Origin of the sequence: Borrelia turcica IST7 (assembly GCF_003606285.1) — a bacterium.
GTDB lineage: Bacteria > Spirochaetota > Spirochaetia > Borreliales > Borreliaceae > Borrelia > Borrelia turcica.
In genome coordinates, this window is sequence record NZ_CP028884.1 from 648,346 (window position 1) to 674,116 (window position 25,771).

The following is a 25,771-nucleotide window of genomic DNA, read 5'->3' on the forward strand; positions in this document are numbered from 1 at the left end:
TTGGCAAAATCTTTTATTGGTAAATATTTTGTTTTAATCTTGCTTTTTCTTGCTTTTTTGGGTTTATTTATTTTTTCTGGATTTTTATTTTATTTAAAACCTGTGATTTATGAAATATCGCCAATTCCTGCATCACATGAAAATGTCATTGTAATTAGAGGTCATCATTTAGGTAATAAGGTAGGAGATATTAATATTAATGACCACTATTTAATGAAGAGTAGCATTGTTAGTTGGAGTGATGAAAAAATAGTTTTTAGAATTACAGATGAAATAAATTCGGGTCTTATTTTTATAAAGAGTGAGCAGGGATTTAGTAATGAACTTTTCCTTGTAATTAGTAGGCAAGTTCCAGTTAGACTTGGAGTAGAGAGCAAACCTTTTCTTTTTGTTCCCCAAGATTTAAGTTTAATGACTAATATTCCTGTTGTATTGAGAGGCAGAAATTTGGCATCAAATTTTTCTGTTGTTGAAATATTTGTGCAAACGAAGCAACAATCTTATAAAATTCTTCCTCAAGATATATTAAGAGTATCCAAAAGTGAGATCGAATTTATTCCTCCAAAGACTTTGCGTAGTAAAGGTGAGGTTTTTTTATTGGTTGACGGCGTTAAGAGTAATAAAATTCCTTTTAATTTTAGGTCAAATTTTTTTAAGTGGACTTTAGGAAAAGGTAAAAACTTTAAGATATCTCAAGAAATTTATTTTATGCAAGATTCTGATAAAGATTCTAAACTTAAATTGGATGATATTAATTTTAATGTTTTTTATTTAGGTCCAATTAAGAATGAAAGGCAGAAAATTAAGTTTTCAAATAATGAAGGTACTGATCTGGATTTGAATAATTTATTTTTTGAAAGTTTGAAAGTTGATAAACATTATTTAAAGTTTGAAGTTGAAACTTATAGGTTAAATTTAGAGATTTTGAATAAACAGTCTTTATATGATATTAAGGTAAATAAAAATGATGATATCTATGAATTTAAGACATATGTTTCAAACAAAATGAATAATTATTTATCTTATGAATCACTTGATTTAACTCCAATTACTTTAAATATGAACAAGATAGATAGCGAGTCAGCTTATAAATTAGCTAAATCTATTATCGATGCTTTAATATTGTATTTTAGCATTACAGATAATAGCTTGAGCTTGGATGAGTCTATTAAGAGGAGAGAAATTTCAACAGATAATCTGATTACTCTTACTAATTTGTTGTTTTTACGAAAAGGTATACCTTTAAGAACAGCAATTGGATTGTATTTTGATTCTGAATCTTCTAGTCTTAAAAAACATGTTTGGTGTGAGTTTTTTTTAGAGCATATTGGATTTATTTATTTTGATATAATAAATGCAGTATTATTTAAAAACAGTTCTAAGTATTTTTTGAATATGACAGAGGATTATATCCATTATGGATACAAGGAAGATTTTGATGATTACTTGCCGTCTAGTGAATATATAGACTTAGGGCTGTTGAAATATAAAAACTTAACAGATCACGATTATTCTTTGAATTATAGGTTTACTTTGGAGGAGGATATTAATGATAGATAAGGCTGTATTTGATTTAATTGGAAGAGAATATAAGAGAGAGAGAGAGAATATTGAACTTATTGCTTCAGAAAATTTTGTATCGTCAAATGTAAGAGAAGCTGTTGGGAGTATTTTGACTAATAAATATGCTGAGGGTTATCCTTCAAAGAGATACTATGGGGGTTGTTTTGTTGTTGATGAGATTGAAAATTTAGCTATATCAAGAGCAAGAGAGCTTTTCGGTGCAAATTATGCTAATGTACAGCCACATAGTGGTTCTCAGGCGAATATGGCTGCAATAATGGCTCTTATTAATCCTGGGGATAGAATTCTTGGAATGGAGTTGTCTCATGGAGGACATTTAACTCATGGAAGTAAAGTTAGTTTTTCTGGAATATTTTTTAATGCGTATTCTTATGGGGTGTCAAAGGACACTGAGACTATTGATTATGATAAAGTTATGGAAATAGCTAAGGAGTGTAGACCCAATTTAATAATAGCGGGTGCTTCTTCTTATTCAAGGGAAATTGATTTTAAAAAGTTTCGCCAAATAGCAGATGAAGTTTCCGCTTATCTTTTATGTGACATTGCTCATACGGCAGGCCTTATTGCTACAGGTTTTCATAATTCTCCTATTGATGTTGCACATCTTACTACAAGTACTACTCATAAGACTTTAAGGGGGCCTAGAGGAGGATTAGTGCTTTCTGGTAAAGAATTTAAGAGAATGGTTAGTACCAACAAGAAGGAGAGAACGCTTGAGAGTTCTATTAATTCTTGTGTTTTCCCAGGAACTCAGGGAGGACCTTTAATGCATGTTATTGCGGGTAAAGCAGTAGCTTTTGGGGAAGCTTTAAGGGAAGATTTTAGAGATTATATTGCTAGAGTAATAAAGAATACTAAAATTATGGCTGACTATTTTAGTGCAGAGGGTTTTAGGATAGTTAGTGGGGGAACGGATAATCATTTATTTTTAGTTGACCTTGGTGTTTTGGATATGACAGGAGCTGAAGCTGAGAAAATTCTTGAGAGCGTAAATATTACGCTTAATAAAAACACTATTCCTTTTGATTCAAGGAGTCCTTCTGTGGCCTCTGGTATTAGAATAGGAGCAGCAGCTATTACTTCAAGAGGTTTAAATAAGGATGATTCTCTTAGGGTTGCTAGTTTTATTATTAGAGCTTTAAAGACTAAATCGGAGAGTGAGCTTAGAAACATAAAGAGAGAAGTTATAGAATTTATTAGTAGTTTTAGTATGCCTTAATTTTAATTTACAGGTTATTTGTTTTGATATCTAATTTGTTTCGAATTTTCTTTTTACTTATATTGTTTATTTTTATTTTTAATCCCTTCATTTTAAGTATATTTTTCATGTTTATTGTTTTTTTAATAATCTCCAGCCTTTTAGGTGGCTTTAGAATATATACAACAAGGGATTACTCTTATTCTAAGACAAGAGAATTCGAGTTTTATAAGTTGTCTTTTTTGCTTATGGCTAAGTTGATTTCTATTTTGGGATCAATGACGGGTGAGCAGTTAAACTATATTAATTTTATTATTAATTCTTTAAATTTGTCTGAAAGACATAAAACAGACCTTTATAATATATTTCATTTTTCAATTACTAAGAACAGGAATGCAGACAAAATATTATATACATTGAAGCTTGGGTATTTTCAACATAAAGATCTTTTTATATGGCTTGTTTCAACTCTTAAAGAAATTAATAATTTGGCTAGATATAAAAATGCAGAGGGAGATAAATTTATTCTTTATGTTAGCTCTTTTCTTGAGCTTGATTTTGAGAGTTACAATAGTTATAAAAATCTTAATATAGAGATTATTAATCCTTATGAAGTATTGGGTTTAAAGTACAATTCTAGCGATGATGATATAAAGAGAGCATATAAAAAGTTGGTTATTCAATTTCATCCAGATAGATTTACAAATGAACCCATTAAGCAAAAAGAGGCTAATGAAAAATTTATTAGGATTCGAGATGCTTATGAGAAGATATGCAGGGAAAGGAATTTAAAATAAAATTACACAATCCTTCTGAGTAGTAAGATGTGAACTCAGAAGGATTTATCTTTTGTTTAAAGAAAAGAACTTCTTATCCTTTAAACAATTTATTTTTTATTCGTCAAAAGCGACTTTAAATGCTAAGAATGCACTTCCTATTTTATCTTTTTTTGCAAGAATGTTATTTGAGTCCCATCCAAGTGTAATTGTTGTGAACTTTATTATCTTCTCTAGTTCAAGCCCAGCTTTTAGGTATAATTTTTTATCTGAACCTTTAAATGAGCCTAAAATATGAGTACCTACATATGGAGTTATATATGTCTTTGATGATATAGATTCAACAGGTATTGCATAATCAACATACAAAGCAGCCCCAATCTTAGCAGCGTTTACAAATGAAACATCAGTAGTAGCCTGCTCAGCAGTAGTAGCATCTTGACTAAGAATAGCAATGATGTCATCTGCATTAGGTTTCTCTTTTAATAAGTCATAAATTCCACCTGAAATTATCCATCCAAGTCCAGGAAGAATTCCTTTTTTGTTGTCTTCATAAGTAGAAACTTCGACATTTAAGGTTTTAAATGCTTTCTTTGCAATATCCTTTACTAGTTGCTTTCCAGAAGAGGGGTTATATAAATTTTGTCCATAATTAATGCCAATTCCAATTCCAGATTTTTTATCTTGCTCGCCAAATACTCTTGTGTTATAAGAATCTTTGCCTTTAATTGACCATGATTCTTTTTCACCCTCATCTTTATTCCAAGCGAAACCTACATTAGCTCCCACAGAGAATGCAAAATTAGTCTTTGTGCCTTGACCAAAGTTAAGCTTATTTTCTGCTGGATTAAATGCATCGTTATCACCAGTATTTGCTTTTTTGGAAATGTGTCCAAATGTGGAGAAATCACTAGCAAAGAAATCTATTCCCAAATCAGCTCCTGTTTGTAAAATTAAATAAGTATTCTTGTTGTTTATCTTTGTAAGACCAAGTTTATATTGGAATCCAAGAGAGGTCATAATAGATGTATTTGATAAAGTAGGGACAACTAGGTCAGATCCAATAGTAGCTTTGTCTTTTAATCCGTATGTTATAGATGACTTATTAAATGTTTTATTTCCAAATGCTCCCGATACTCCAAAGTTTAATTCAATTGGAGTTTCCGCTATAACAGTTGGGCTGTCTTTTATTAACTCATTTTTTATTGGTTTCCATTTTACTTGAGTTCCATAAAGTATACCAGCATAAGTATTGTTATAAGGTCTGTCTTTCTTTTTCTTTTTTTCATCTTCTGAATCTTTTTCATCGATTTTACCGTGGTTTCTGTTACCTGTTCCTGTTGCTCCAATAGCAAGTATAAGTTCTAATTGTGGAAGTGTGTATCCAAATTGTAGTGTTCCTATCTTTTTATCTGTACCTCTTGCAAGGATTGTTTTCCTTAAAGCTCTATCATTGCTTGGGAACCCGTAGTAGTCGCTTTTAATGCTAGTCATAGGAGCAAAGCTAAACAATGATTCTTGGTTAAAATCAAAGTCAGTCATTGTGTTCATTTTAATGTAAAAATCATATATGTTTATTTTTGTTATGATATCGCCTACATCAAGTTTAAAAGTAGCATCCTTTTGACCTTCAACTTTTAGAGCTAAATCTTCTATTTTAATATAAGCTGAGAAAGGATCATCTTTACCCAATTCTGCATTTTTTTCAAATGGTAAGAACTTAATTCCTATTTTACTTTTGTTTTCCAATCCAGGAATTTGTTCATCCATATCTATCCTAAACTCACTTGTGTTCTCAAATTCGAATTTAGGTTTCCATGGATTTAAATTAAATGCATCTTTTTCTGCTGTTGTGTCTTGTGCAAAACCCGATATAGAAGTGGCTAGTAGCAGACCAAAAACGCATAATATTAATTTTTTATTCATTTATATCTCCTTTATTGTAAGACTTACATTTATTAGAACTTTTAAATAACATGCATTTTGAGATATTAATATTTAAATAAAAATTCAAGTATTAGTAAATTTATGATATTAATATTTAAATAAAAATTCAAGTATTTTTAGTTTGTGTTGCTTATTCTTAAATAAGACTAACATAAATATTTTGTTAGTCTTATTTATTTAAACGCTTAATTTAATATTTATCATAATTATTTTATAATAAATAAACTAAGATTCCTGATATAACAATATAGCAAAGAGCATATGTGATAGTTTTTGATAATAGTTTTCCTTCTTGACCAATAAGCCCTGCAGTTGTGGTTGCTATTGTTATGTTTTGAGGTGAAATCATTTTTCCTCCTGTTGCTCCTGTTGTATTTGCAGCTGCAAGCCAATAAGGATTGGCATTAATATTCTCTGCAATTTGTGTTTGCAAGGGACCAAATAAAACATTTGAAACAGTATCACTTCCTGTTAAGAAGGTTCCAAGAGCACCTATTAATGGACTAAACAAAGGGTAAAATGTGCCTGTCAGGATTGAAATACCATCTGCAAGGTCTTTTATCATTCCACTATGTGTCATAAGCCTTGATATTGATACTATGCAAATGATTACGAATGAAGATAGTGCCATTTTTTTTAAAGTGAGTATAAATATTTTAAATTGTTCAGACATAGGAACACTTCTTATTGAATAAGATATTACTGTTGCAAGAAAGATTAATAATCCTGGTGATGTTATCCATTTAAAATATAAAGGAGTAGCACCTGGATAAACTTCAAGAATAGTTTTAAAGCTTGATAAGTATTTATTTATGCTATAAAAAAGCGGTGAAACAATTATGATGAAAGATACTATTAAAATGTAGGGGAGGCATGCAAGAAAACCTTGCTTTGCAGATACTTTGACAGACGGATTAGCTGTATCTTTTTTTTCGAAAAATTTTACATAAGTTATTGTTATGGTCATTGAAAGCATGCTTCCAAGTATTGCAGGAAGTTCGGGACCCAATGCTTTTGATACATAAATTTGAGATATTGCTATTGATAATCCTGAAAGAAGTGTGAGTGTAAAGATTCCTTTAAGGCCAGAAATTCCTCCTCCCACTAGCATTACTAATATAAATGGTATAACAATAGTTGGAAGCAATAGTTGTAAGGCAATATCAGATGATACTACTTTAACATCTAGTCCTGTTGATTGAGCAAGCGATATAATAGGAATTCCTACAGAACCATATGCAGTTGAAGATGTATTCATGATTAGACATATAAGACAGGCAAAGAGTGGTTCAAAACCCATTGCTATTAGTATTGAGACTGGAATTGCAACAGCAGTTCCGTATCCTGCAACTCCTTCTAAAAAGTTACCAAATCCCCATGCTACAAGTAAAACGATTACTCGCTTATCAGAAGATACGTTTGATAACATGGATTTTATAATTTCCATGTCATTTTGGCTTTCAGCCATTTTATATGTGAAAATAGCAGCAATAATCACAATAACTATTGGCCATATTCCCATTATTGTTCCCTCAAGTATTGCAAGACTTGTATTAGTTATTCCTAAGTTTTTATCAAAGAGAACTAATGCAATAGTTACCATTAAACATATTGGTATTACATAATAAGCTGGTTTTTTTATTATCCCAAGTCCAATTATTATTAGTATGATTGGCACTAAGGCTTTCATGAAATCATAAGAGTTCATAATAAGATCTACTCCTTTATAAATTTACCATTTATAATTTATCTTTTAAGTTTATAATAAATTTTTATGCAATAATATATAATGTTACTGCATGAAAATTATCTCTACTATGCTACAGATTTTAATTTTATCTGGCAAGCTTTTTTCAATTGATTTGATTGAAATTGAAAGAGTAGCAAAAGGCGCAAAGTCAGTTGTTCTTCTTGATTATGATACTAAGCGCATTCTTTATGCAAGAAACCCTAACTTAATTTTCCCACCAGCATCTCTTACTAAACTTGTCACAATTTATACTGCTTTAGTTGAGGCAAGGAAAAAAAATATAGATTTTAAGAGTAGCGTTCCTATTAGTGGAACTGCGTCGTATTACAATGCGCCACTAAATTCTTCTTTAATGTTTTTAGAAGAAGGACAAAGAGTAAATTTTGAGGAATTGCTTAAAGGGCTTATAATTGCATCAGGAAATGATGCTTCTGTTGCAATTGCGGAATTTATAGGAGGAGGAGATTTAAGCAATTTTATTAATTTAATGAATATTAATGTTTTAAATTTGGGTCTTTTGAATATGCATTTTGTTGATACATCAGGACATAGTAATGATAATGAAATTACGGCATTGGAAATGGCATTGTTTGCAAGAGCTTATATAGAGAAATTTGAATTTATGCTTAATATACATTCTCTTGAAAGTTTTACTTATCCAAGGCTTGAAAATTTAGGTAATACATCTACTTCAAAGGTTTTAAATTTAAAACAGGAAAATAAAAATCTTTTAATATATAGTTATCCTTATGCTGATGGGCTTAAGACAGGTTATATTAAAAAATCAGGTTTAAATTTAGTTGCTACAGCTAAAAGGGATGGAATGAGACTAATATCTGTTGTTTTAGGAGTTGATAAGGGAGTAGGCAATGTTGGAGAGAAAAGGCGTGCTTTAATTGCAGAGAAATTATTTGAATATGGGTTTAATAGTTATTCTAAATTTTCTTTCATGGTAAAATCAAAAGAAAGGGTCTATAATGGGAAAGAAGATACGGTCGATATCTCTTCTAGGGAACCTTTTAAATATATTTTTACAAGAGATGAAATTGATAGAGTAAAAATAGAGTCTGATATAAAAGATTTAGTTGCGCCACTTAGTGAGGATGATATAGTTGGAAGAGCTGAATTTTTTTTGGATAATAATAAATTAGGTGAGTTAAATTTGTTCAGCCAATGTGTTGAGAAATTAGGATTTTTAAATAGCGTATATAAGTTTTTTGCAAATTTTTTTAAAAGAGAGAAGTGAGATTTATGTTGAATCATTTTAATTTTAAGTTAAAGAGAGATGTTACAATAATAGTTCCAGGTGAGGCTTTTGTGTCAAATAATAGAGTCATTTCTACAATACTTGGGTCTTGTGTATCTGTTGTACTTCATGATGATGTACATAATATTATTGGAGTAAATCATTATGTTTTAGTGAAGTCGGATTCAGTAGTAGATGCTTCACAAAAGGGTAGATATGGAGTTTATGCTATTCCTATGTTAATTGATGCTATGTTAGAAAGTGGGTCTTTGAAAAATAATCTTAAGGCTAAGCTGTTTGGGGGTGCTAACTTCATGGCAAAGGGAACAATAAAAGTAGGGTCTGAGAATGCAGATTTTGCAGTTAATATGTTATCTAAGTATGGCATTCCAATTTTGAGTAAAGATTTTAATCAATCTAAATCTAGAAAGATTTTTGCTTATCCTGAAAACTTTAAGGTTGTTGTGGAATATCCAGATGGTGCTAAGGTTTTTTAATCTTGCTTAAGATTAATTTTTTAAGCGAGCTTAATGAGTTTCAATACAAAGCAGTTACTACTATTGATGGACCTCTTTTAATAATTGCTGGTGCTGGAAGTGGGAAGACAAGAGTTATTACATATAGAATAGCTTATCTTCTCATGAATGGTATTGCACAGAAAGAAATTTTGGCTCTTACCTTTACAAATAAAGCGGCAAATGAAATGAAAGATAGGATAAGGGGTTTATTGGGCAAACCTCTTAGTAATTTAACAATTACTACTTTTCATGCTTTTGGGCTTATGTTTTTAAAAGAGAACTATAAAAGATTGGGTTATAGGAGGAATTTTAGCATTTATGATGAAAATGATAAGATTGGACTTATTAAAGAGATTTTGATCGATGAAAATCTCTTTAATAAGAGTACATCTTTAAATTCTATTAGTAATTCTATATCGCTTTTTAAAAATGAGCTAGCTTCTTTAAGTGATCTTAAAAGTGATGATGAGAAAATCTTAAGATTTTATGAGGAGCGATTAAAACTTTACAATTCTTTTGATTTCGACGATCTTATTTTAAAACCCAAAGAGATATTAGGAGATAATACAGAACTTAGAGAAAAATATTCAAATAGATATAAGTATGTTTTAATTGACGAATTTCAAGATACTTCATTGATTCAATATGATTTTATTCGTTTATTAATAAACCATAATAATTTGTGTTTTGTTGGGGATGATGATCAGTCAATATATTCTTGGCGTGGTGCTAATTATCATAATATATTAAATTTTGAGAGAGATTATGATGTTAGTGAAATAAAGCTTGAACAGAATTATCGCTCTACAAAAAATATTTTAAGTGCTGCTAATTTTGTAATTTCAAATAATAAAAATAGAAAGGATAAGACTTTATGGTCCTCAAGAAGCAATAATAATAAAATAAATGTTGTTTTGTTTGAAGATGAAGTACAAGAGGCCGAATTTATTGCTAGTGAGATTGTGAAACTTTCTAGACTTGAGGAGTTTAAGACTAGAAGTATTGGAATTTTACTTAGAACAAATTCTCTTTTTAGAAATATTGAAATGGCTCTTAGAAGACAAGGCATTAAGTATAAAGTATCAGGGGGAACTTCTTTTTTCCAGAAAAAGGAGATAAAAGATATTATTTCTTACTTAAATGTAATAATAAATCCTAGTAGCGATTACGATCTTTTAAGAATAATTAATGTTCCAAGAAGAGGAATTGGGAAAGAGTATTTAAAAAAAATAAGATCTATTGCCGATAAGAAAAGATGTAGTATTTATGATGCTCTTTGTGAAGTTGTGTTTTCATTTACAAAGGTTGCAAATTATGAGAAGACTTTAAGCAAACAAGTCATAGAGAGTATAGAAGATTTTGTTTCTTTTATTGAAGAGTATAGATATAAATTTGAATTGACCCAGAACGTATATTCTAGTGTTATTAAAGAGATGATAGAAAATATTGAATATTGGGGGTTTTTAGTGAGTGAAAATCCAAATTCAGTTAAAGTAGCTGAGTATAAGTATCAGAATATAGAAAATTTTTTAGGAATAATTAAAAATTGGGAGACTAAACAAGAAGGTGAAGGACGAAATTTAAGCAATTTTTTAAATTATATAGTTCTTCAGACAAATGAGGAAAATGAGAGAGATAAAAACATTAATGTTAGTTTGATGACTATTCATGCGGCTAAGGGACTTGAATTTGACAATGTTTTTTTTGCTGCTGTTGAAGATAATATCATACCCCACCAAAGAACAATTGAGGAAGATGAGTATAAATTAGAGGAGGAGAGGCGTGTTTTTTATGTTGCACTTACTAGAACTAGAGAATCTCTTATAATTACTATGGCCTCTAATAGGAAACAAGATAAACAAATATTAACACAAGTTCCCTCAAGGTTTATTTCAGAGATTCCAGAAGAGTTTTTAAGGTTAAGCGTTGATGATTTTAGTAAGCAGGAATGTTGCTTATAAATTAGATTTTGTATTTTAGATTGATTTTTAAATATTATATAATTTTATTAAATAAATACGTTTAATCTTAAGTTTCTGTTTAATTTTAGTAAGGGGTAAATATGGAAAATATTGTAATTGATTATTTTAGGAGAATATCTCAAATACCTAGATGTTCGAAAAATAAAGAAGGTATTAGTAATTATATCAAAAATGAGGCTGAAAAATTTGGTTATTCCTTCAAGGAAGACAGTCTAGGTAATATCGTAGTCAAGATTAAGGCTAATGGTATAGAAAATGTAGGACCTATTATTTTACAAGCTCACACAGATATGGTTTGTGAAAAGAATGAAGCAGTTATTCATGATTTTGAGAAAGATCCTATTCATATAATTGAAGATAAGGGATATTTTACTGCATCAGGTACTACTCTTGGTGCTGATGATGGGATTGGAGTTGCTATGATGCTTTCCATTATGAGTGAGTCTAATAGTTTTCGACATCCTGAATTAGAACTTCTCTTTACTGTTGATGAAGAAATAGGATTAATAGGTGCTATTGGTCTTGATCCTAATTTATGTAGTGGAAAGATGTTAATTAATCTTGATGGAGAAGAGGAAGGCTATTTCTTAGTCGGATGTGCTGGTTCTCGTCTTGTTAATATTAACTTTACACCTAAATATATACAGAGTAGGAAAAGTGTAGGTGTTGAGATTTTGTTTACAGGTCTTAAAGGAGGGCATTCTGGTGCAGATATTCATATTGATTTAGGAAATTCTTTAAAATTGATGTTTTTTGCTTTAAGCGAACTTAGGTCAAAGATAGAATTTGAGGTTGAATATATATCTGGTGGGGATAAAAGTAATGCAATTCCTAGAGAATCAAAGGTTCTCATATTGATTGACCCTGAGAATTATGCTTTCTTAGAAGAAGAATTGAAGTCATTTAAGCTTAAAGCACAGGGAATGTATACTCTTGATTGTGATTTTGATATTGTACTAAAGAAGGTAGATTCTTCTGGAATTGTTTTAGAAAATGTGGATCAAGATAAGATTTTAAATATGGGTATGGCATTTTTGCATGGAGTGCAAAAGGTTGAAAGTTATGATGAGAAACTTATTAGAACATCTCTAAATTTTGCTAGTTTGTTGAAATTAAATGATGAATATCAGTTTGTCTTTACAATAAGGTCATTATCATATATTGAGAAAGAATATATTTTTAGTCATTTAAAGGCAATTAGTAAACTTGCAGGAGCTAATTTTAAAATAATTTATGATTATTCTTCTTGGATTCCATCTAAGGATAGTAAGCTTTTAAATCATCTTAAGAGTGTATATAAAGATATATATTTGGAGGAGCCTAAGACTATGGTGATTCATGCTGGCCTTGAGACTGGAATAATATCTTCAAAATTGGGGGGAATAGATTCAGTTACAATTGGACCTTGGATTGAGGCTCCTCATACACCAAGAGAAAGAGTTAATATTGAGTCAACTATTAGGGTTTATAATTTCTTAAAAGCAAGTTTAGCGAGTTTGTGAGCTTTGTATTTATGTTACTTGATTTTGGGTATGTAATTTTGTTGACTTACATTTTAAATGTATATAAAATAAACTTATATATTAATTTGAATGTAATTGGTGGTTGTAGCTCAGTTGGTAGAGCACCGGATTGTGGTTCCGGCTGTCGCGGGTTCAAGCCCCGTCAATCACCTTTAGTTTATTGCACTCATAGCTCAATTGGATAGAGCAGTGGACTTCGAATCCGAAGGTTGCAGGTTCGAGTCCTGCTGGGTGCGAAATATTGAGGGTTTTATGCTTGAAAAAGCTTTTTAAGTTTTGTATACTACCTAAGAATGCAGGAGTGGTGGAACTGGCAGACACGCTAGACTTAGGATCTAGTGCCTTTGGCGTGTGGGTTCGACTCCCACCTTCTGCAAGAAATGCGAAAGTAACTCAGGGGTAGAGTGTCACCTTGCCAAGGTGAAAGTCGCGGGTTCAAATCCCGTCTTTCGCTTAAGTTAAATAAGTGTTGTTATTAATTCATTTTTGTTAGAGGAATAGTGTGATATTAAGTAATAGTGTGAAATTACTCCCAGATTCTAAGGTAGAGGCTGTTATTAGAATTTCCAAAGAGTTTGTTAAAGGTAAATATAATGAATTTTTAAAAGATTATTCTTCTCGGCTTAAGGTGCAGGGGTTTAGGACAGGGAAAGTCCCTTTTAGTATCATTGAGAGCAAATATTCTAGTAATTTAAAAGCTCTTACTGTGGAAAAGGTTATTCATAAATCTTTAGAGGATTTTTTTAAAAGTGCTGTTTATAAGCCGTTAAGTTATGCTACTCCTAAAATACTGGACGAGAAGTTGGATATAGATTTTGAGAAGGATTTTGAATTTACTGTTGTATATGAGGCTTATCCTGAATTTGAAATACCGGATATTTCTAATATTTTGGTGGAAATACCGGAAGTTATTGTTTCTGATTCTGATGTTGAGAATGAGCTTAAATTATTGCAGACAGAAAACTCAATTGTTGTTGAGGATAAGGATGGTGTTAAGAAGGGTAGCATTGTTAGAGTGAATTTTGTTGAGCTTGATGATTCTTTGACGGAAATTTTATCAACTAGAAGACAAGATTTTGTCTTTACTGTAGGTGAGTCTAATAATTATTATGGATTTGACGAAGATATTATTGGAATGAAGAAGGATGAGGAGAGGATAGTCGAGAAGACTTATGGGGAGGATTATAGATTTAGGGAACTTGCTGGTTCTGTTAAAAAATTAAAGATTACTGTTGAAGATATTAAGAGACGAGATGTTCCTGAGCTTGATGATGATTTTGCAAAAGATATTAATGATAGTTTAAATACTTTAGAAGAGCTTAAAGAACATATAAGAGCAAATATGTTAAAGCTTGTGAAGGAAAAGGAGAAAGACCTTAAGCTTTCAAAGTTATTATCTGATGTTTCAGAAAAGTTAAATATAGAAGTTCCCCCTGCTATGTTTGAAGCTGAACTTAATAATGCTTTAAACCAATTTTCAGAACAAAATAAGATTAGTATTGACCAGTTGAGAAGTTCTTTGAATGAGTTGGAAGGTGAAGATTATATTTTTAAGGATAATGTACTTAAAAATTTGAAGTCTAAGTTGATTTTACAAAAGATGGTAGATAATGATGGAGAGGAAGTTACAGATATTGATTTGGAACAGTATCTTGCCAGACAGGCTGAGGATACAAAGATGGAACTTGCTGAGATTCGAAAATTTTATGAGGAAAGGAATTTGTTGAGAATTTTAAAAGATGAAATTAAGAGGCAAAAAGTTAAAGATAAGATTTTAGAAAATGTTAAGGAAATTAGAATTAACAAAATTTCTTTTAGAGATTTTGTTAATTATGAAATGGGTAAATAATGAAAAGAGAGTACATGCATAATTTGGTGCCTACTGTTGTAGAGCATACGGGAAATTATGAGCGAGTCTTTGATATATATTCAAGATTATTAAGGGATAGAATAATTTTTTTGAGCGGTGAAATTAACGATATTAAGGCAGATACAGTTATTGCCCAACTTCTTTTCTTAGAATCTGAGAATTCTAATAAGGATATATATCTTTATATAAATTCTCCAGGAGGTAGCATTACTTCAGGACTTGCAATTTATGATACTATGCAATATATCAAACCAGATGTGAGGACGATTTGCATTGGACAGGCAGCTTCAATGGCTGCATTCTTGCTAGCAGGAGGCACTATGGGTAAGAGGGAATCATTATTGTATTCAAGAATAATGATTCATCAACCTTGGGGTGGAATAGGGGGACAGGCTAGTGATATTAGTATACAAGCAAATGAAATTATAAGACTTAAGAGATTAATAATAGATATTATGTCTAGTAGACTAGGAGTTTCTAAGGAAAAATTATCTCTTGATATTGAAAGAGATTACTTTATGACACCAGGTGATGCTCTTAATTATGGGATTATTGATAATATTTTGGAGAGGAATTAATTTGGTTTTGGATATTTTATATGGCAAGAAGTAAGAGTCAAAAGATAGAGGGATGCTCTTTTTGTGGGCGTAGTAGAGCTGAAGTTGAAGGGAAAATGATTACAGCAAAGTCTGTTGCTATTTGTTTTGAATGCTCTAAGATATGTTACAATCTTTTTCAAGAAGAGACAGAAAAGTCTGTGAGTAGTAAATCTTCTAGAGTGCTTCCAACGCCTAGACAGCTTAAAAGTCATTTAGATAAGTATATTATTGGACAAGAAGATGCGAAAAAGGTATTATCTGTGGCTGTTTATAATCACTATAAGAGGATCTTTAGGGGTAGTGTGGTTGATGGGGGAGTTGAGCTTGAAAAATCTAACATATTAATTGTGGGCCCTACTGGTAGCGGGAAGACTTTACTTGCTAAGAAGTTGGCTACTGAGATGAATGTTCCTTTTGCAATAGCAGATGCCACAGCACTTACTGAGGCTGGCTATGTGGGTGAAGATGTTGAGAATATTTTACTTAAACTGATTCATGCGGCTCATGGAGATATAGGGTTTGCGGAGAGAGGTATTATTTATATAGATGAAATAGATAAAATTGCAAAGAAGGGAGAGAATGTTTCAATTACTAGAGATGTATCTGGAGAAGGAGTACAGCAGGCTTTGCTGAAAATTATTGAGGGTACTGTTGCTAATGTGCCACCAAGAGGAGGAAGGAAACATCCTTATGAGGACACTATTGAAATTAATACGCAAAATATTTTATTTATATGTGGTGGCGCTTTTGTGGGTCTTGAAAAGATTATTCAGAAAAGAATTAGCAAGAGTTCTATTGGATTTTCATCTAATGATAGGAAAGAGACGAGAGAGGATAATTTTTTAAAATACTTGGAGATGGAAGATTTAATTAAATTTGGACTCATTCCAGAATTCGTGGGTAGACTACCTGTACATTCTTATCTTGAGAAGCTAGAAAAGAAAGATTTAATTAAAATATTAATTGAACCAGATAATTCTATTTTGAAGCAATATTATCATATGTTTAAGATGGATAATGTTGAGTTAGTGTTTGAGAAGGATGCAATTGATGCAATTGCAGAAGAGGCAATGGTTAAAAATACGGGTGCAAGAGGATTGCGTTCTATATTAGAGGAGTTGCTTAAACATGCTATGTTTGAAATACCTTCAGTTAAACAAGTAAAAAAGGTTATTGTTACCAAAGAATCTGTTTTAAATAAGAATGTTGAACCCTTAATTTTGACGGGGAAACAGGTTGATAAGATTTGGTCAAAAGAACTTTATGAAATCAATTCTAAATCTAATTAACGTTAAAAAAGATGATATTCCTGTTATTTTTTTAGGACAAAATGTTTTTTTCCCAAATGTAACTTTATGGACTACTTTTGATGATAGTATTGCTATTGATGCTATTTATCAGTCTATGCTAGAGAGTAGGTTGATTCTATTTGCTTATGTTAATAATGCAAAGTCTAATACTTCTGGAAAAATTGGTTTAAAAAATGTGTATTCTGTTGGTACTTATACAAAGGTTGTTCAGGTTTTAAAGATTTCTAAAGGTTTAATAAAAGTTTTAGTTGAATGTCAGGATAGAGTTATTATAAAAAGTATTCTTAAGAAGAATACTTATTTTAGGGCAAAGGTTGATTTTATATCTGATGAGCATGAATTTAATAGTAAGCTTTTTATTTATTCTAAATATTTAAGAGAAGTTTATGAGACTTACAGATCCTATCTGTCTGCCAAAGACTTGGAGGATAATGATGAGAATATCAATTTTCTTGATAGTCCTGCTAAGCTTGTTGATGTAATAACATTTAATGTTAAGTTAGAATATGGAGTAAAATTAGAGCTTCTACAAGAATTGGATGTTCAGATTAGAATAGAAAAATTAATTATAAATTTAAATATTGAGATTGATCTTTTAAGTCTTAAGAAGGATATTAAATCTAAAGTTAAGGATAAGCTCAATAAGGGTCAAAGAGAATATTTTTTAAATGAGCAAATTAAAGAAATACAGAAAAGATTAGGAAAAGAAGAGTCCGATTATCTTGATAGATTAAATTCTAAGGAAATTCCTGAGGATATTAAACCAAGAATTGAGAAGGAAATATCTAGATTGTCTTTAATGAACACAAATTCGCCAGATGCTAATATTATTAGAAGTTATGTTGAATTATTACTTGAACTGCCTTGGAATGAAAATACTGCTATGGAGAATTCTTTAGGTGATATTGAATTGATTTTAAAAAATGCTCATTATGGGATGGATGAAGCTAAGGATAAGATAATGAACTTTTTAGCTGTATATCACATTAATTCTAGAGTTCAAGCTCCTGTTTTATGTCTTGTAGGTCCACCTGGCACTGGGAAGACTTCTATTGCTTTGTCTATTGCTACTTCTCTTTCTAGGAAATTTGCAAAGATTTCTCTTGGTGGAGTTAGAGATGAAGCAGAAATTAGAGGACATAGAAGAACTTATGTTGGGGCTCTTCCAGGTGTTTTTATTAATGCAATTAAAGTGGCGGGCAAGTCTAATCCTGTAATTCTACTTGATGAAATAGATAAGATTAATAATTCTTATAGAGGGAACCCAGAGTCAGCACTTTTAGAAGTTTTGGATAGCGAGCAGAATTCCAAATTTATTGATCATTATTTGGAAATTCCTTATGATCTTTCTAATGTATTATTCATAGCAACAGCTAATTCTCTGCATGGAATTTCTAAACCTCTTCTTGACAGAATGGAAATCATTAAAATAGAAGGGTATTCTTATATTGAAAAATTAGAAATTGCAAAAAATTTTTTAATTCCTAGTATAATTAGAGAAAGTTTTTTGAGTAAAGTTTATATAAAAATAGAAGATGATGTTATTTTACATATAATCAAAAAATACACCATGGAATCTGGAGTTAGAAATTTGAAAAGGGTTTTAACCAATTTGGTTAGAATGATTGTAAGGGAATTGCTTCATGTTTATACTAGAGAAGATATAATTGAGGGTAATTTTTATTTTCCTAGTTCCTTGATGCATGGAAATAATTCAATTTTTACTCATGATCCCGATATCCCTGGCATTTATAAAATAATTAATATGAATAATTTTCATGCTTATATGGATTGTGAGTATAATTTTAATTTAATTAAGATTGATTCTTCTGGTTTTGTTTATGGCCTTGCTTGGACAAATTATGGGGGTACTATTCTTCCTGTTGAAGCTATTAAGTTTGAAAAGAAGGGGGATGTTATTTTAACAGGTAGTCTTGGGGCTGTTATGAAGGAGAGTGCTCAGCTTGCATATTCTGTGGTAAAAACTTATTCGTCTAAGCTTAATTTTGATATAAATGAGAGTCCTGAGATTCATTTACATTTTCCAGAAGGTGCTACGCCAAAAGATGGACCTTCTGCTGGGGTTACTATTGCAACAGCTATAGCTTCTATATTATCTGACAAAAAGGTTCCTTTGGATCTTGCAATGACAGGAGAGGTTACTCTTAAGGGATCCATTCTTCCTGTAGGAGGTATTAAGGAAAAAGTGCTTGCAGCTTATAGAAATGGAATAACTAAAGTTATAATTCCAAAAGATAATAAGAAAGATTACAGTAGGCTTCCTGAGGAAATTAAAGATAATATGTGTGTTAAGTATGTTTCTCACTTGGAAGAAATTTTTGATTATTTGAATATTATTTAAAAGTTGATATTATTAAATTTATTAAGGAGGGGTTTGTATGAAAGATGGAGTCAGAAAACCTTCAGGAAGTAGAGCATCTTTTAATTCTCAAGGTCTTGCTAAAAATTCAGCCAAGGGTAACTTTGCATCTTTTTCTAAGAGTAATTTTGGTAAGAATTTTGCTAAAGGAAAAAAGAAAGGAAAATAAGTATGGTTTACATATAAACCATACTATCGTTATGCTCTCTTGGAATAGTACTCAACAATCATTTGTTCATTAGCAAGAGTAGGTATTTCATCTCTAGCTGGAGGGCGACTTACCTTTACTTTTAAAGCATCAGCATTTACTTCTATCCAAGTAGGAAGTTTACGAAGAGTTGATGTTTTTTCTATGTTAGATCTAACTAATTTTTTCAAGCTGTCTTTTTCCTTGACTTGTAATTCGTCACTTGCTCTTAAAGTAATAGATGGAATTGTCACTCTTCTTCCATTAAGTATAATGATTCCGTGTGAAACTATTTGACGCGCATGAGCTCTTGAAATAGCAAACCCAGCACGATAAACAACATTATCAATTCTTCTCTCAAGTAAAGCTAAAAGATTGTGACCAGTAACTCCATGAAGCCTTCTTGCTTCCTTGAAGATATTAGTGAGTTGTCTTTCATTTACACCATAAGTAAATTTTACTTTTTGTTTTTCTATTAGCTGCTTTCCATATTCTGTGACCTTACCTTTCCTAGATCTTCCATGCATTCCAGGTGGATGGGGTTTCTTCTTGAGTAGTTTATCGTACTTTGGCTGTTCAAAAATATTAACACCAAATCTTCTCACCATTTTGCCTTTAGCTATATTTTTCCTATTCATTCATTCTCCATATCTTAAAACAACATAGCAGGGATAGGACTCGAACCTATGACCTTCGGGTTATGAGCCCGACGAGCTACCAACTGCTCTACCCTGCGTCTTACAGTTAAGCATATTAACACAACTTTAATGAGAGTGTCAATTGATTTTGTTTTGTTATATTAAAATATACATTTCAGATATTTCTTTATGTTGTTTCTTGATGATTTCCTTTGTTGTTTCTATTTGTTGTATGAAACTTTTTAAGTCACTTTCATGATTTAAATCTAATTTTGCATAAAGATTTAAATGATTTCCCTCGTGAGATAAATTAAGTTCTTTTAAGCTTATGTTAACACTTTTTAGTGTATCTTTTATCTCTCTTTTTAAGTCTATGTCTTGTTTTGAGAGAAGTTTATTAGCGTTTTTTAGTATTACATGTAGCCCTTCTTTAATGATTATGAAACTAATAAATATAGATATTATTTTGTCAAAACCTGTCCATACATAATTTGCAAGTAATAAGCTTAGTGTAGTACCTCCATGGGAAAAAATACAGTTTTTATCAGCTGATGATAGTGCTAGAAGTAAGTAGTTGTTGTATCTTTTTCCAATTTGAAATTTTACTAAATATTCAACTATTTTTACTATGAAAAATATAAATGGTATTAATGGTATCCAAATGCTTTTCTTGAAAGATTTATTTGAAAATATTTCAAGAATATTGTTTTTATCCTCTTGGTGATGATCGTGTGAGTGTGAATGAGAGTGGTCGTGATCATGGTCGTGAAAGTGGTCATGGTCATGAAAGTGGTCGTGATCATGACTGTGATCGTTAGGGTTGTCGTGGGTATGGTTGGGATGGTAATGAATGTGGAATCCAGATTCGCCTCCAAGGCTAATTATTTTGTTTAGTCCTGTTGAGTTTAAAAATATTGTAAAGCCTGCGCCTATTATGATTATTCCTATGATAAATGATATTAGATTTTCCATTTTTTTATATCCGTAAGGATAATGAATTGTTTCGGGTTTATTTGTAATTTTTAGGCTAAAGTAGGTAATTGCGGATAATACAAAATCCGACAGAACGTGGAAGGCATCTGCTATTAATGCAAATGAATTGAAAAGGATACCCACGGTAAGTTTAGATGCAATTGATACCACTTCTGCTAATACGGAGACAAGTCCGATTCCCATTATGAACTTATCTTTTCTGATTTCAGGTGTTAAGTCTTTTTCATATACATTATTGTTATTTGTAAATCCTAAACTTATAAGTTCTTCTTTTACTTCAGGAATTTCGCATGAAATTTTTTCTAGTTTGCTGTTTTTACCATAATAAACTAAATTATTAAATACTATTTTTTCTATTCCCTCTGCTTTAAAATTTGAATCGATATAAAAATCGTTAACTTCGATTTCCTTACCTTTCATTTTTGCTTTAATATATGAAATTGCTTTAAAATTATTTTCTATATAAGCTATGTAGAACTCGTCTTGTTCTAAGCTTTTAAGATGTAAATTTGTATATTTGTTAATATTTTTATTATTAATTACCTTAACCATACTTGCACCTTCCCTTGCTTTTATTGCATAATTTTATATGAGAGTATAACAATATTTTTTTTTATATTCAATGAATTTATTAGTATTTTGAATTTGGAGATTTATGTTACAAGCTCAGTTTTTTGTTAAGAAATGTAAAAGAGCTATTTCTCAAGATGAAATTTTAATCAATAATGTAAAGGCAGTTGAAAGTGTTTTTTATGATTTTTTTAAAATTTTTAATAAAAAATCTTTAGAGAATGTATTTAGTTATTATTATGAGACTTTTGATTTTAATGAAGGAATATATGCTTTTATTGATAAATTTTTACCAATTATTGGCTTCCTATCATTAGAGAGTTTAGATTATGAATTTAATCTTCAGGAGAAAAAGCTTATATTGGAAGTTTTTGATTCTTCTGCGGAAACTTTAGAGTCTAGTAAATTAAATGAACTTGCTAGTGCCATTGTTTCTCTTGGTATTTTAAATTGAGTGTCTCTAGTGTAGATGACCTTAAAGTGTATATTTTTATTCTTTAATAGAAATTCTTGACATTTCTTCTTTATTAAATGGAATCTTAAGTAAATCTTTAAGTATATAAGTTTTTGATATTGTTTGATTAGGATTAAATGTTACAGGATTTGTGATGAGTATTTTAGTATTCTCATCAAAGAACTCTGACATTACCTGAAGGCATATTGCGCATGGAATAGTTTCTGGAATTGTTGTAAGTAGAATAAAATCTATTTTTTGTATTCCAACAGATGATATCATATTTATGATAGCACCTCGCTCTGCACAGCAAGTAGCACCAAAGCTTGCGTTTTCAATATTTGAGCCTTGGAAAAATAAATTGTCTTTAGTTTTAAGGCAAGCTCCCACTTTAAAGTTTGAGTAAGGTGAATATGAATTGTTCCTTGCATTTTCAGCCATTTGAAATGCTTGTTTAATGTAAATTTGATTAATATTTTCCAAATAAAATCCTTAGCATATGATGTTATTTAATTATAACATTTACTTATGATTTTGAACAAAATACTGTGAAATTTTCAATTATATCAAAAGTTTGTTAATATTTGTTTATGATAGTTGCTATTGAATTTATTAGAAAATATGATAATTTTATTATTATTGGACATAAAGATCCTGACTTTGATTGTATTGGCTCATCATTAGCTTTAGCTTCTTTTTTGGCTAGAATAGGCAAGAAATCCATCATGCTTAATGAGGGTCCCTTTAATAGAAGAGAAATAATTCCTTTTAAAGATAAATTTTTATCGGAATGGCCCGATATTAACTCTTTAGATTATGCTGTCATTATTTTAGATTGTTCCATTTTTGATAGAATAGGAGATGAGTTTGTTTTTTATGTAAAAGAAATGCCCACGCTTGTTATTGATCATCATTCATCTGGCGATAAGTTAGATGTACCTAGTTATATTGATCCTTTGGCTCCTTCAACTACTTTTTTGATTGAGAAATTAATTAGAAAGTTTGGATATGATGTTACTAAGGAAGAAGCATGGTATATTTTAGTTGGATTTTGCACAGATACAGGATTTTTTAGATTTATATCAAACAGTGACCCTGAACCTTTTGAAATGATAGCTAGGCTTGTTGCTAAGGGCTTAAGCCTTAAAGATGTCTATGGCTATATTGAGGCTGTTAAGAGCTTAGCTTCAATAGATATCCTTAGATTAATGTTGAATAATCTTAAATCTTATTTTGATGGAAAAGTGTTGATGACTGTTTTGCCTTTTGATTCTAAGAAGGACACTAATATTAGTGGCGTTAATGAGTTTTTTTATTCACTTCTTAATAATGTTGAAAATAATGAAATATTAGTTATTTTGAAAGAAATGGAAGATGGCTCTATTTTAGTAGGTCTTCGCTCTAGGGAATATTTTGATGTGGGTAAGCTTGCTAAGGCATTTGGAGGAGGTGGACATAAGCATGCTAGTGGATTTAAAATCAAAATGAGCTCTTTAAACCTTTTAGAAAATCAAATAATCTCATATATAAAGGAATATATTAAGACTTAAAGTTTATTAAAGGAACTGTTCCTTTTGGATTAAATCCTTCTGTTAGAGTTAAGAATCCCGATTTAAATGCTAATTTTGTTGTTCCATAAACTATTACTATGTTTTCTATCCAGTCTAGATTTTTGATGTGTTGAGGTGTAAGAGATACAATAATGCTTATTTTATCTTTATATTCTTTTAAATTTTTTATGTATTTAAGACTTCCGGGAGTTGAAAGATTAAAAATAACTTGTTCATGCTTTTCAATTAATTTTTTAATTTCTTGAAGTTTGTTAGCATTAATGCTGTTTAAAGGGTAGTAGTCATAGTAGTATCCAGAGCTATTTTGAAATAATTTTCTTCCTTCTGAAATCATTTGATAGTAAGGTGATATTAAAAGTGTTTTTTTATGCCTTGAAACTTTTTTTTCTAGCTTAATTTTTGTTATTCCTCTTAATGTGCTTTGCTCAAAAAATCTTGTAGCTTCCTTAGTTGGTATTTCTTGTGCCTTTTTATAGTTTGGATAAATTTCTACTTTATTTTTCCTCTCTTTTAGATATTCTAGTTTGATTCTAAGTATTCTTTTATTGGATTTAATAATATTTTCTTTTATCTCATTATCTTTTTGCATAAGAGTTAAGAGTTTATTATAAGCGTTGTTTTGTATGTTTTCGTTTAATGATATTAATAAGATATCTGTTTCTGTTCTGATGATTCTTTCAATTGTGTCATAGATACTTTCATTTTTATGCCTTACGGCACTCATTAATAAATCATCTGTTATGATTAAATTGTTATATTTTAATTTTTCTCTAAGTATTCCTTTTAAAATTTTGATTGAAGACGATGCGGGTATTTCTTCGCCATTTGTAAGCATTGGATATGCTAAGTGACCACTCATAATTACTGGGATGTCTTCCTGTATTAATACTTTATAAGGCAATAGTTCATTTTCTCTTAGCTCTCCTAAATTTGAATTTATAATTGGCATTTTTGTGTGAGAATCAACAACGGTATTTCCATGTCCTGGAAAGTGTTTTGCTGTTGAAATTATCCCCGCTTGTTTTTGTCCCTTATAAAATGCAAGAGCAAATAAAGCAACTATCTGTGGATTATTGGAATATGCCCTTGGACCTATTGTGAAATTATCCTCATGAGTGTAGATATCTACTATGGGTGCGAAATTTAGATTGATTCCAAGGCGATTTAATTCATCTGCTATGTAATACCCTGTAAGGTAAGAATCGTTTGGCGAGAGAGTAGCCGTGATGCCAAGGTTTCCTATTGTTTTTGATGTTGTTAGTTTGATGTGCTGTGTCCATCCGCCTTCCTGATCTGTAGCAATGAATAGGGGTATTTTAAATCTATTTTTTTGAGACATTGCTTGTGCTTTATTTATGCTCTCTATTAGCATGGTTAAGCTTTTGGCATTCCACCCAAAAATTTTTATTCCTCCCAAGTTTTTCTCTCTGATAAATTCAAGAGCAAAGTTTGTTATTATCTCACCTGGATAACTTATCATAAACATTTGTCCGAGTAGTTCTTTATCACTCATTTGATGAACTATTTTGTCTATTAATTTTTCTTTATCTTCTGTATGCCAAAAATCATACGAGAAGCAATTATTATTGATAAAAAAGATAGCGATATAAATAATTTTTTTCATCTAAACCATACTAATCTTATAATTTGTATTTTTGATGCATAAGTATATCATGTTGTTTAAGTTGCTTCATCTAAGCTTTTTATTGCTTTAATAACAACTTGAATAAAACAAAATGGGTTTGTAATTTTATTTACTTATTGCCTCAATATATTTTCATTAAAATATTGAATTTATTATCAATTATAATTTTATTATATTTTTAAAAAATGAAAAATGTTTACTTGATTAAGTTTAGTTAACATGAGTTTCATTTTTACTCTTATAATTTAAGTCTTATTATATTTATTAGCTTTAAACTTTTTGGTAAAGTAAAATTACACCTTAAGTATATAATTTTTGTATTGACAAAATATATTTGAATTTATAAACTTTAAGGGCTACAAGCTGATGTAGCTCAGTTGGTTAGAGCACTCGGCTCATATCCGAGTTGTCGTGGGTTCAAGTCCCTCCATCAGCATCAAGGAGTTTTTGTTTATGAGAGTAGCTGTTGTACTTGCAAATGGTTTTGAGGAAATTGAAGCTGTTGTTCCTATTGATATTTTAAGGCGAGGTGGCGTTGGGGTTAAGCTTATTAGTTTAAATGATGATAGGGTTGTTGTGGGGTCTAGGGGAGTTACTTTTTGGACAGATGAGAAAATATCGGATTGTAGTGCAGATGATTTTGACTTAATCATACTTCCTGGGGGAATGCCTGGTTCTAGCAATCTTTTTGAGTCTAAGGATTTAGATAAAATTTTAATAGATATGAATTTAAAGGGTAAGTTTATTGCAGCTATTTGTGCTTCTCCGGCTGTTGTACTTTCTGCAAAGGGGCTTTTGGGCGTAAATAGATTTACATGCTATCCAGGATTTGAAAAGCATGTTACAGATGGTAAATTTGTGGATGAGAATGTTGTTATTAGCAATAATTTCATTACTTCTAAGGGTGTTGGTACGGCTTTTGAATTTGCTTTTGCTTTACTTAAGCTTATTAAAGGAGATCGGGTAGTTGAGGATGTTAGGCAGAAGGCCTTGCTGTAGATTAAGATTTATTGCAATATGTTTTATTTGT

General features: G+C 30.6%; 21 protein-coding genes and 6 tRNA genes. 20 read left to right on the plus strand and 7 right to left on the minus strand.

Annotated features, from left to right (window positions below):
• From DB313_RS03125 to DB313_RS03135, 3 genes are read left to right on the plus strand one after another with little or no spacing between them, the layout of a single operon-like run.
• Positions 1 to 1,560 carry an IPT/TIG domain-containing protein gene (locus tag DB313_RS03125; protein WP_120104379.1) on the plus strand — a complete coding sequence of 520 codons (1,560 nt, stop codon included), beginning with the start codon at positions 1 to 3 and terminating at the stop codon, positions 1,558 to 1,560.
• Positions 1,550 to 2,803, plus strand: a complete 1,254-nt coding sequence (glyA, locus tag DB313_RS03130) for a serine hydroxymethyltransferase (RefSeq protein WP_120104380.1) — start codon at positions 1,550 to 1,552, stop codon at positions 2,801 to 2,803. Before DB313_RS03125 ends, glyA begins: the two co-directional genes overlap by 11 nt.
• A 26-nt stretch (positions 2,804 to 2,829) precedes the next feature.
• Positions 2,830 to 3,579 (plus strand): J domain-containing protein, encoded by a 750-nt coding sequence (locus tag DB313_RS03135; protein WP_120104674.1) that lies wholly within the window; start codon positions 2,830 to 2,832, stop codon positions 3,577 to 3,579.
• 96 nt (positions 3,580 to 3,675) lie between these two features.
• Here DB313_RS03135 and DB313_RS03140 read toward each other — a convergent pair whose 3' ends face one another.
• Positions 3,676 to 5,484: an integrin-binding adhesin P66 family protein gene (locus DB313_RS03140; RefSeq protein WP_120104381.1), complete on the minus strand. Its 1,809-nt coding sequence runs from the start codon at positions 5,482 to 5,484 to the stop codon at positions 3,676 to 3,678.
• 232 nt (positions 5,485 to 5,716) lie between these two features.
• Positions 5,717 to 7,213: a lactate permease LctP family transporter gene (locus DB313_RS03145; protein ID WP_120104382.1), complete on the minus strand. Its 1,497-nt coding sequence runs from the start codon at positions 7,211 to 7,213 to the stop codon at positions 5,717 to 5,719.
• Positions 7,214 to 7,322: 109 nt separating this feature from the next.
• On the opposite strand from DB313_RS03145, the gene DB313_RS03150 reads away from it, so the two are divergent.
• The 13 genes from DB313_RS03150 (at position 7,323) to DB313_RS06515 (ending at position 18,852) form a co-directional block, all read left to right on the plus strand.
• Complete coding sequence (locus tag DB313_RS03150; RefSeq protein ID WP_120104675.1) at positions 7,323 to 8,501, plus strand: D-alanyl-D-alanine carboxypeptidase family protein; 1,179 nt, start codon at positions 7,323 to 7,325, stop codon at positions 8,499 to 8,501.
• Between the two features lie 5 nt (positions 8,502 to 8,506).
• A complete protein-coding gene (locus tag DB313_RS03155; RefSeq protein WP_120104383.1) occupies positions 8,507 to 8,998 on the plus strand; it encodes a chemotaxis protein CheD in 492 nt (163 codons plus the stop codon).
• Between the two features lie 2 nt (positions 8,999 to 9,000).
• Positions 9,001 to 10,980: an ATP-dependent helicase gene (locus DB313_RS03160; protein ID WP_120104384.1), complete on the plus strand. Its 1,980-nt coding sequence runs from the start codon at positions 9,001 to 9,003 to the stop codon at positions 10,978 to 10,980.
• A gap of 101 nt (positions 10,981 to 11,081) precedes the next feature.
• Positions 11,082 to 12,503: a beta-Ala-His dipeptidase gene (gene pepD / locus DB313_RS03165; RefSeq protein ID WP_120104385.1), complete on the plus strand. Its 1,422-nt coding sequence runs from the start codon at positions 11,082 to 11,084 to the stop codon at positions 12,501 to 12,503.
• Between the two features lie 98 nt (positions 12,504 to 12,601).
• A tRNA-His gene (locus tag DB313_RS03170) sits at positions 12,602 to 12,676 on the plus strand.
• Between the two features lie 10 nt (positions 12,677 to 12,686).
• Positions 12,687 to 12,760: transfer RNA gene (locus DB313_RS03175), tRNA-Arg, on the plus strand.
• 59 nt (positions 12,761 to 12,819) lie between these two features.
• Positions 12,820 to 12,900 (plus strand) — tRNA-Leu (locus tag DB313_RS03180).
• A gap of 6 nt (positions 12,901 to 12,906) precedes the next feature.
• Positions 12,907 to 12,978 (plus strand) — tRNA-Gly (locus DB313_RS03185).
• 48 nt (positions 12,979 to 13,026) lie between these two features.
• A complete protein-coding gene (gene tig, locus DB313_RS03190) occupies positions 13,027 to 14,373 on the plus strand; it encodes a trigger factor (RefSeq protein ID WP_120104386.1) in 1,347 nt (448 codons plus the stop codon).
• A 14-nt stretch (positions 14,374 to 14,387) separates the two neighbouring features.
• Positions 14,388 to 14,972, plus strand: a complete 585-nt coding sequence (gene clpP, locus DB313_RS03195) for an ATP-dependent Clp endopeptidase proteolytic subunit ClpP (RefSeq protein ID WP_120104676.1) — start codon at positions 14,388 to 14,390, stop codon at positions 14,970 to 14,972.
• Between the two features lie 20 nt (positions 14,973 to 14,992).
• Positions 14,993 to 16,282, plus strand: a complete 1,290-nt coding sequence (gene clpX / locus DB313_RS03200; protein ID WP_120104387.1) for an ATP-dependent protease ATP-binding subunit ClpX — start codon at positions 14,993 to 14,995, stop codon at positions 16,280 to 16,282.
• Entirely contained in the window at positions 16,257 to 18,665 is a 2,409-nt protein-coding gene (lon, locus tag DB313_RS03205) for an endopeptidase La (RefSeq protein ID WP_120104388.1), read from the plus strand. The genes clpX and lon overlap by 26 nt, the downstream gene beginning before the upstream one ends.
• 37 nt (positions 18,666 to 18,702) lie before the next feature.
• Complete coding sequence (locus DB313_RS06515) at positions 18,703 to 18,852, plus strand: hypothetical protein (protein ID WP_174220849.1); 150 nt, start codon at positions 18,703 to 18,705, stop codon at positions 18,850 to 18,852.
• A 29-nt stretch (positions 18,853 to 18,881) separates the two neighbouring features.
• Here DB313_RS06515 and rpsD read toward each other — a convergent pair whose 3' ends face one another.
• The 3 genes from rpsD to DB313_RS03220 all read right to left on the minus strand — a co-directional run bounded on the left by rpsD (position 18,882) and on the right by DB313_RS03220 (position 21,053).
• Positions 18,882 to 19,508: a 30S ribosomal protein S4 gene (gene rpsD / locus DB313_RS03210; RefSeq protein ID WP_120104389.1), complete on the minus strand. Its 627-nt coding sequence runs from the start codon at positions 19,506 to 19,508 to the stop codon at positions 18,882 to 18,884.
• 25 nt (positions 19,509 to 19,533) lie between these two features.
• Positions 19,534 to 19,606: transfer RNA gene (locus DB313_RS03215), tRNA-Met, on the minus strand.
• 58 nt (positions 19,607 to 19,664) lie between these two features.
• The gene (locus tag DB313_RS03220; protein ID WP_120104390.1) at positions 19,665 to 21,053 is read right to left on the minus strand and encodes a cation diffusion facilitator family transporter; all 1,389 of its coding nucleotides are present in this window, start codon (positions 21,051 to 21,053) and stop codon (positions 19,665 to 19,667) included.
• A gap of 103 nt (positions 21,054 to 21,156) precedes the next feature.
• On the opposite strand from DB313_RS03220, the gene DB313_RS03225 reads away from it, so the two are divergent.
• Entirely contained in the window at positions 21,157 to 21,525 is a 369-nt protein-coding gene (locus DB313_RS03225; RefSeq protein ID WP_120104391.1) for a hypothetical protein, read from the plus strand.
• Positions 21,526 to 21,561: 36 nt separating this feature from the next.
• On the opposite strand, the gene cdd is transcribed toward DB313_RS03225, so the two are convergent.
• Entirely contained in the window at positions 21,562 to 22,008 is a 447-nt protein-coding gene (cdd, locus tag DB313_RS03230) for a cytidine deaminase (RefSeq protein WP_120104392.1), read from the minus strand.
• A 107-nt stretch (positions 22,009 to 22,115) separates the two neighbouring features.
• On the opposite strand from cdd, the gene DB313_RS03235 reads away from it, so the two are divergent.
• Positions 22,116 to 23,075 (plus strand): DHH family phosphoesterase, encoded by a 960-nt coding sequence (locus DB313_RS03235; protein WP_120104393.1) that lies wholly within the window; start codon positions 22,116 to 22,118, stop codon positions 23,073 to 23,075.
• On the opposite strand, the gene DB313_RS03240 is transcribed toward DB313_RS03235, so the two are convergent.
• Positions 23,065 to 24,609, minus strand: a complete 1,545-nt coding sequence (locus tag DB313_RS03240) for a glycoside hydrolase family 3 N-terminal domain-containing protein (RefSeq protein WP_238614532.1) — start codon at positions 24,607 to 24,609, stop codon at positions 23,065 to 23,067. The two genes, DB313_RS03235 and DB313_RS03240, sit on opposite strands and share 11 nt — an antisense overlap.
• Positions 24,610 to 25,103: 494 nt before the next feature.
• Between DB313_RS03240 and DB313_RS03245 the strand changes: the two genes are divergently transcribed.
• Positions 25,104 to 25,177 (plus strand) — tRNA-Met (locus DB313_RS03245).
• Positions 25,178 to 25,194: 17 nt separating this feature from the next.
• Positions 25,195 to 25,740: a DJ-1 family glyoxalase III gene (locus DB313_RS03250; protein ID WP_120104395.1), complete on the plus strand. Its 546-nt coding sequence runs from the start codon at positions 25,195 to 25,197 to the stop codon at positions 25,738 to 25,740.
• Positions 25,741 to 25,771 lie beyond the last annotated feature (31 nt).

Bases quoted from the DNA above. Each gene is read 5' to 3' on its own strand.
- glyA (WP_120104380.1), top strand. From the start codon at position 1,550: ATGATAGATAAGGCTGTATTTGATTTAATTGGAAGAGAATATAAGAGA.
- DB313_RS03140 (WP_120104381.1), bottom strand. From the start codon at position 5,484: ATGAATAAAAAATTAATATTATGCGTTTTTGGTCTGCTACTAGCCACT.
- DB313_RS03145 (WP_120104382.1), bottom strand. From the start codon at position 7,213: ATGAACTCTTATGATTTCATGAAAGCCTTAGTGCCAATCATACTAATA.
- DB313_RS03150 (WP_120104675.1), top strand. From the start codon at position 7,323: ATGCTACAGATTTTAATTTTATCTGGCAAGCTTTTTTCAATTGATTTG.
- DB313_RS03155 (WP_120104383.1), top strand. From the start codon at position 8,507: ATGTTGAATCATTTTAATTTTAAGTTAAAGAGAGATGTTACAATAATA.
- pepD (WP_120104385.1), top strand. From the start codon at position 11,082: ATGGAAAATATTGTAATTGATTATTTTAGGAGAATATCTCAAATACCT.
- clpP (WP_120104676.1), top strand. From the start codon at position 14,388: ATGCATAATTTGGTGCCTACTGTTGTAGAGCATACGGGAAATTATGAG.
- clpX (WP_120104387.1), top strand. From the start codon at position 14,993: ATGGCAAGAAGTAAGAGTCAAAAGATAGAGGGATGCTCTTTTTGTGGG.
- lon (WP_120104388.1), top strand. From the start codon at position 16,257: ATGAAATCAATTCTAAATCTAATTAACGTTAAAAAAGATGATATTCCT.
- DB313_RS06515 (WP_174220849.1), top strand. From the start codon at position 18,703: ATGAAAGATGGAGTCAGAAAACCTTCAGGAAGTAGAGCATCTTTTAAT.
- rpsD (WP_120104389.1), bottom strand. From the start codon at position 19,508: ATGAATAGGAAAAATATAGCTAAAGGCAAAATGGTGAGAAGATTTGGT.
- DB313_RS03220 (WP_120104390.1), bottom strand. From the start codon at position 21,053: ATGGTTAAGGTAATTAATAATAAAAATATTAACAAATATACAAATTTA.
- DB313_RS03225 (WP_120104391.1), top strand. From the start codon at position 21,157: ATGTTACAAGCTCAGTTTTTTGTTAAGAAATGTAAAAGAGCTATTTCT.
- DB313_RS03235 (WP_120104393.1), top strand. From the start codon at position 22,116: ATGATAGTTGCTATTGAATTTATTAGAAAATATGATAATTTTATTATT.
- DB313_RS03240 (WP_238614532.1), bottom strand. From the start codon at position 24,609: ATGAGTGATAAAGAACTACTCGGACAAATGTTTATGATAAGTTATCCA.
- DB313_RS03250 (WP_120104395.1), top strand. From the start codon at position 25,195: ATGAGAGTAGCTGTTGTACTTGCAAATGGTTTTGAGGAAATTGAAGCT.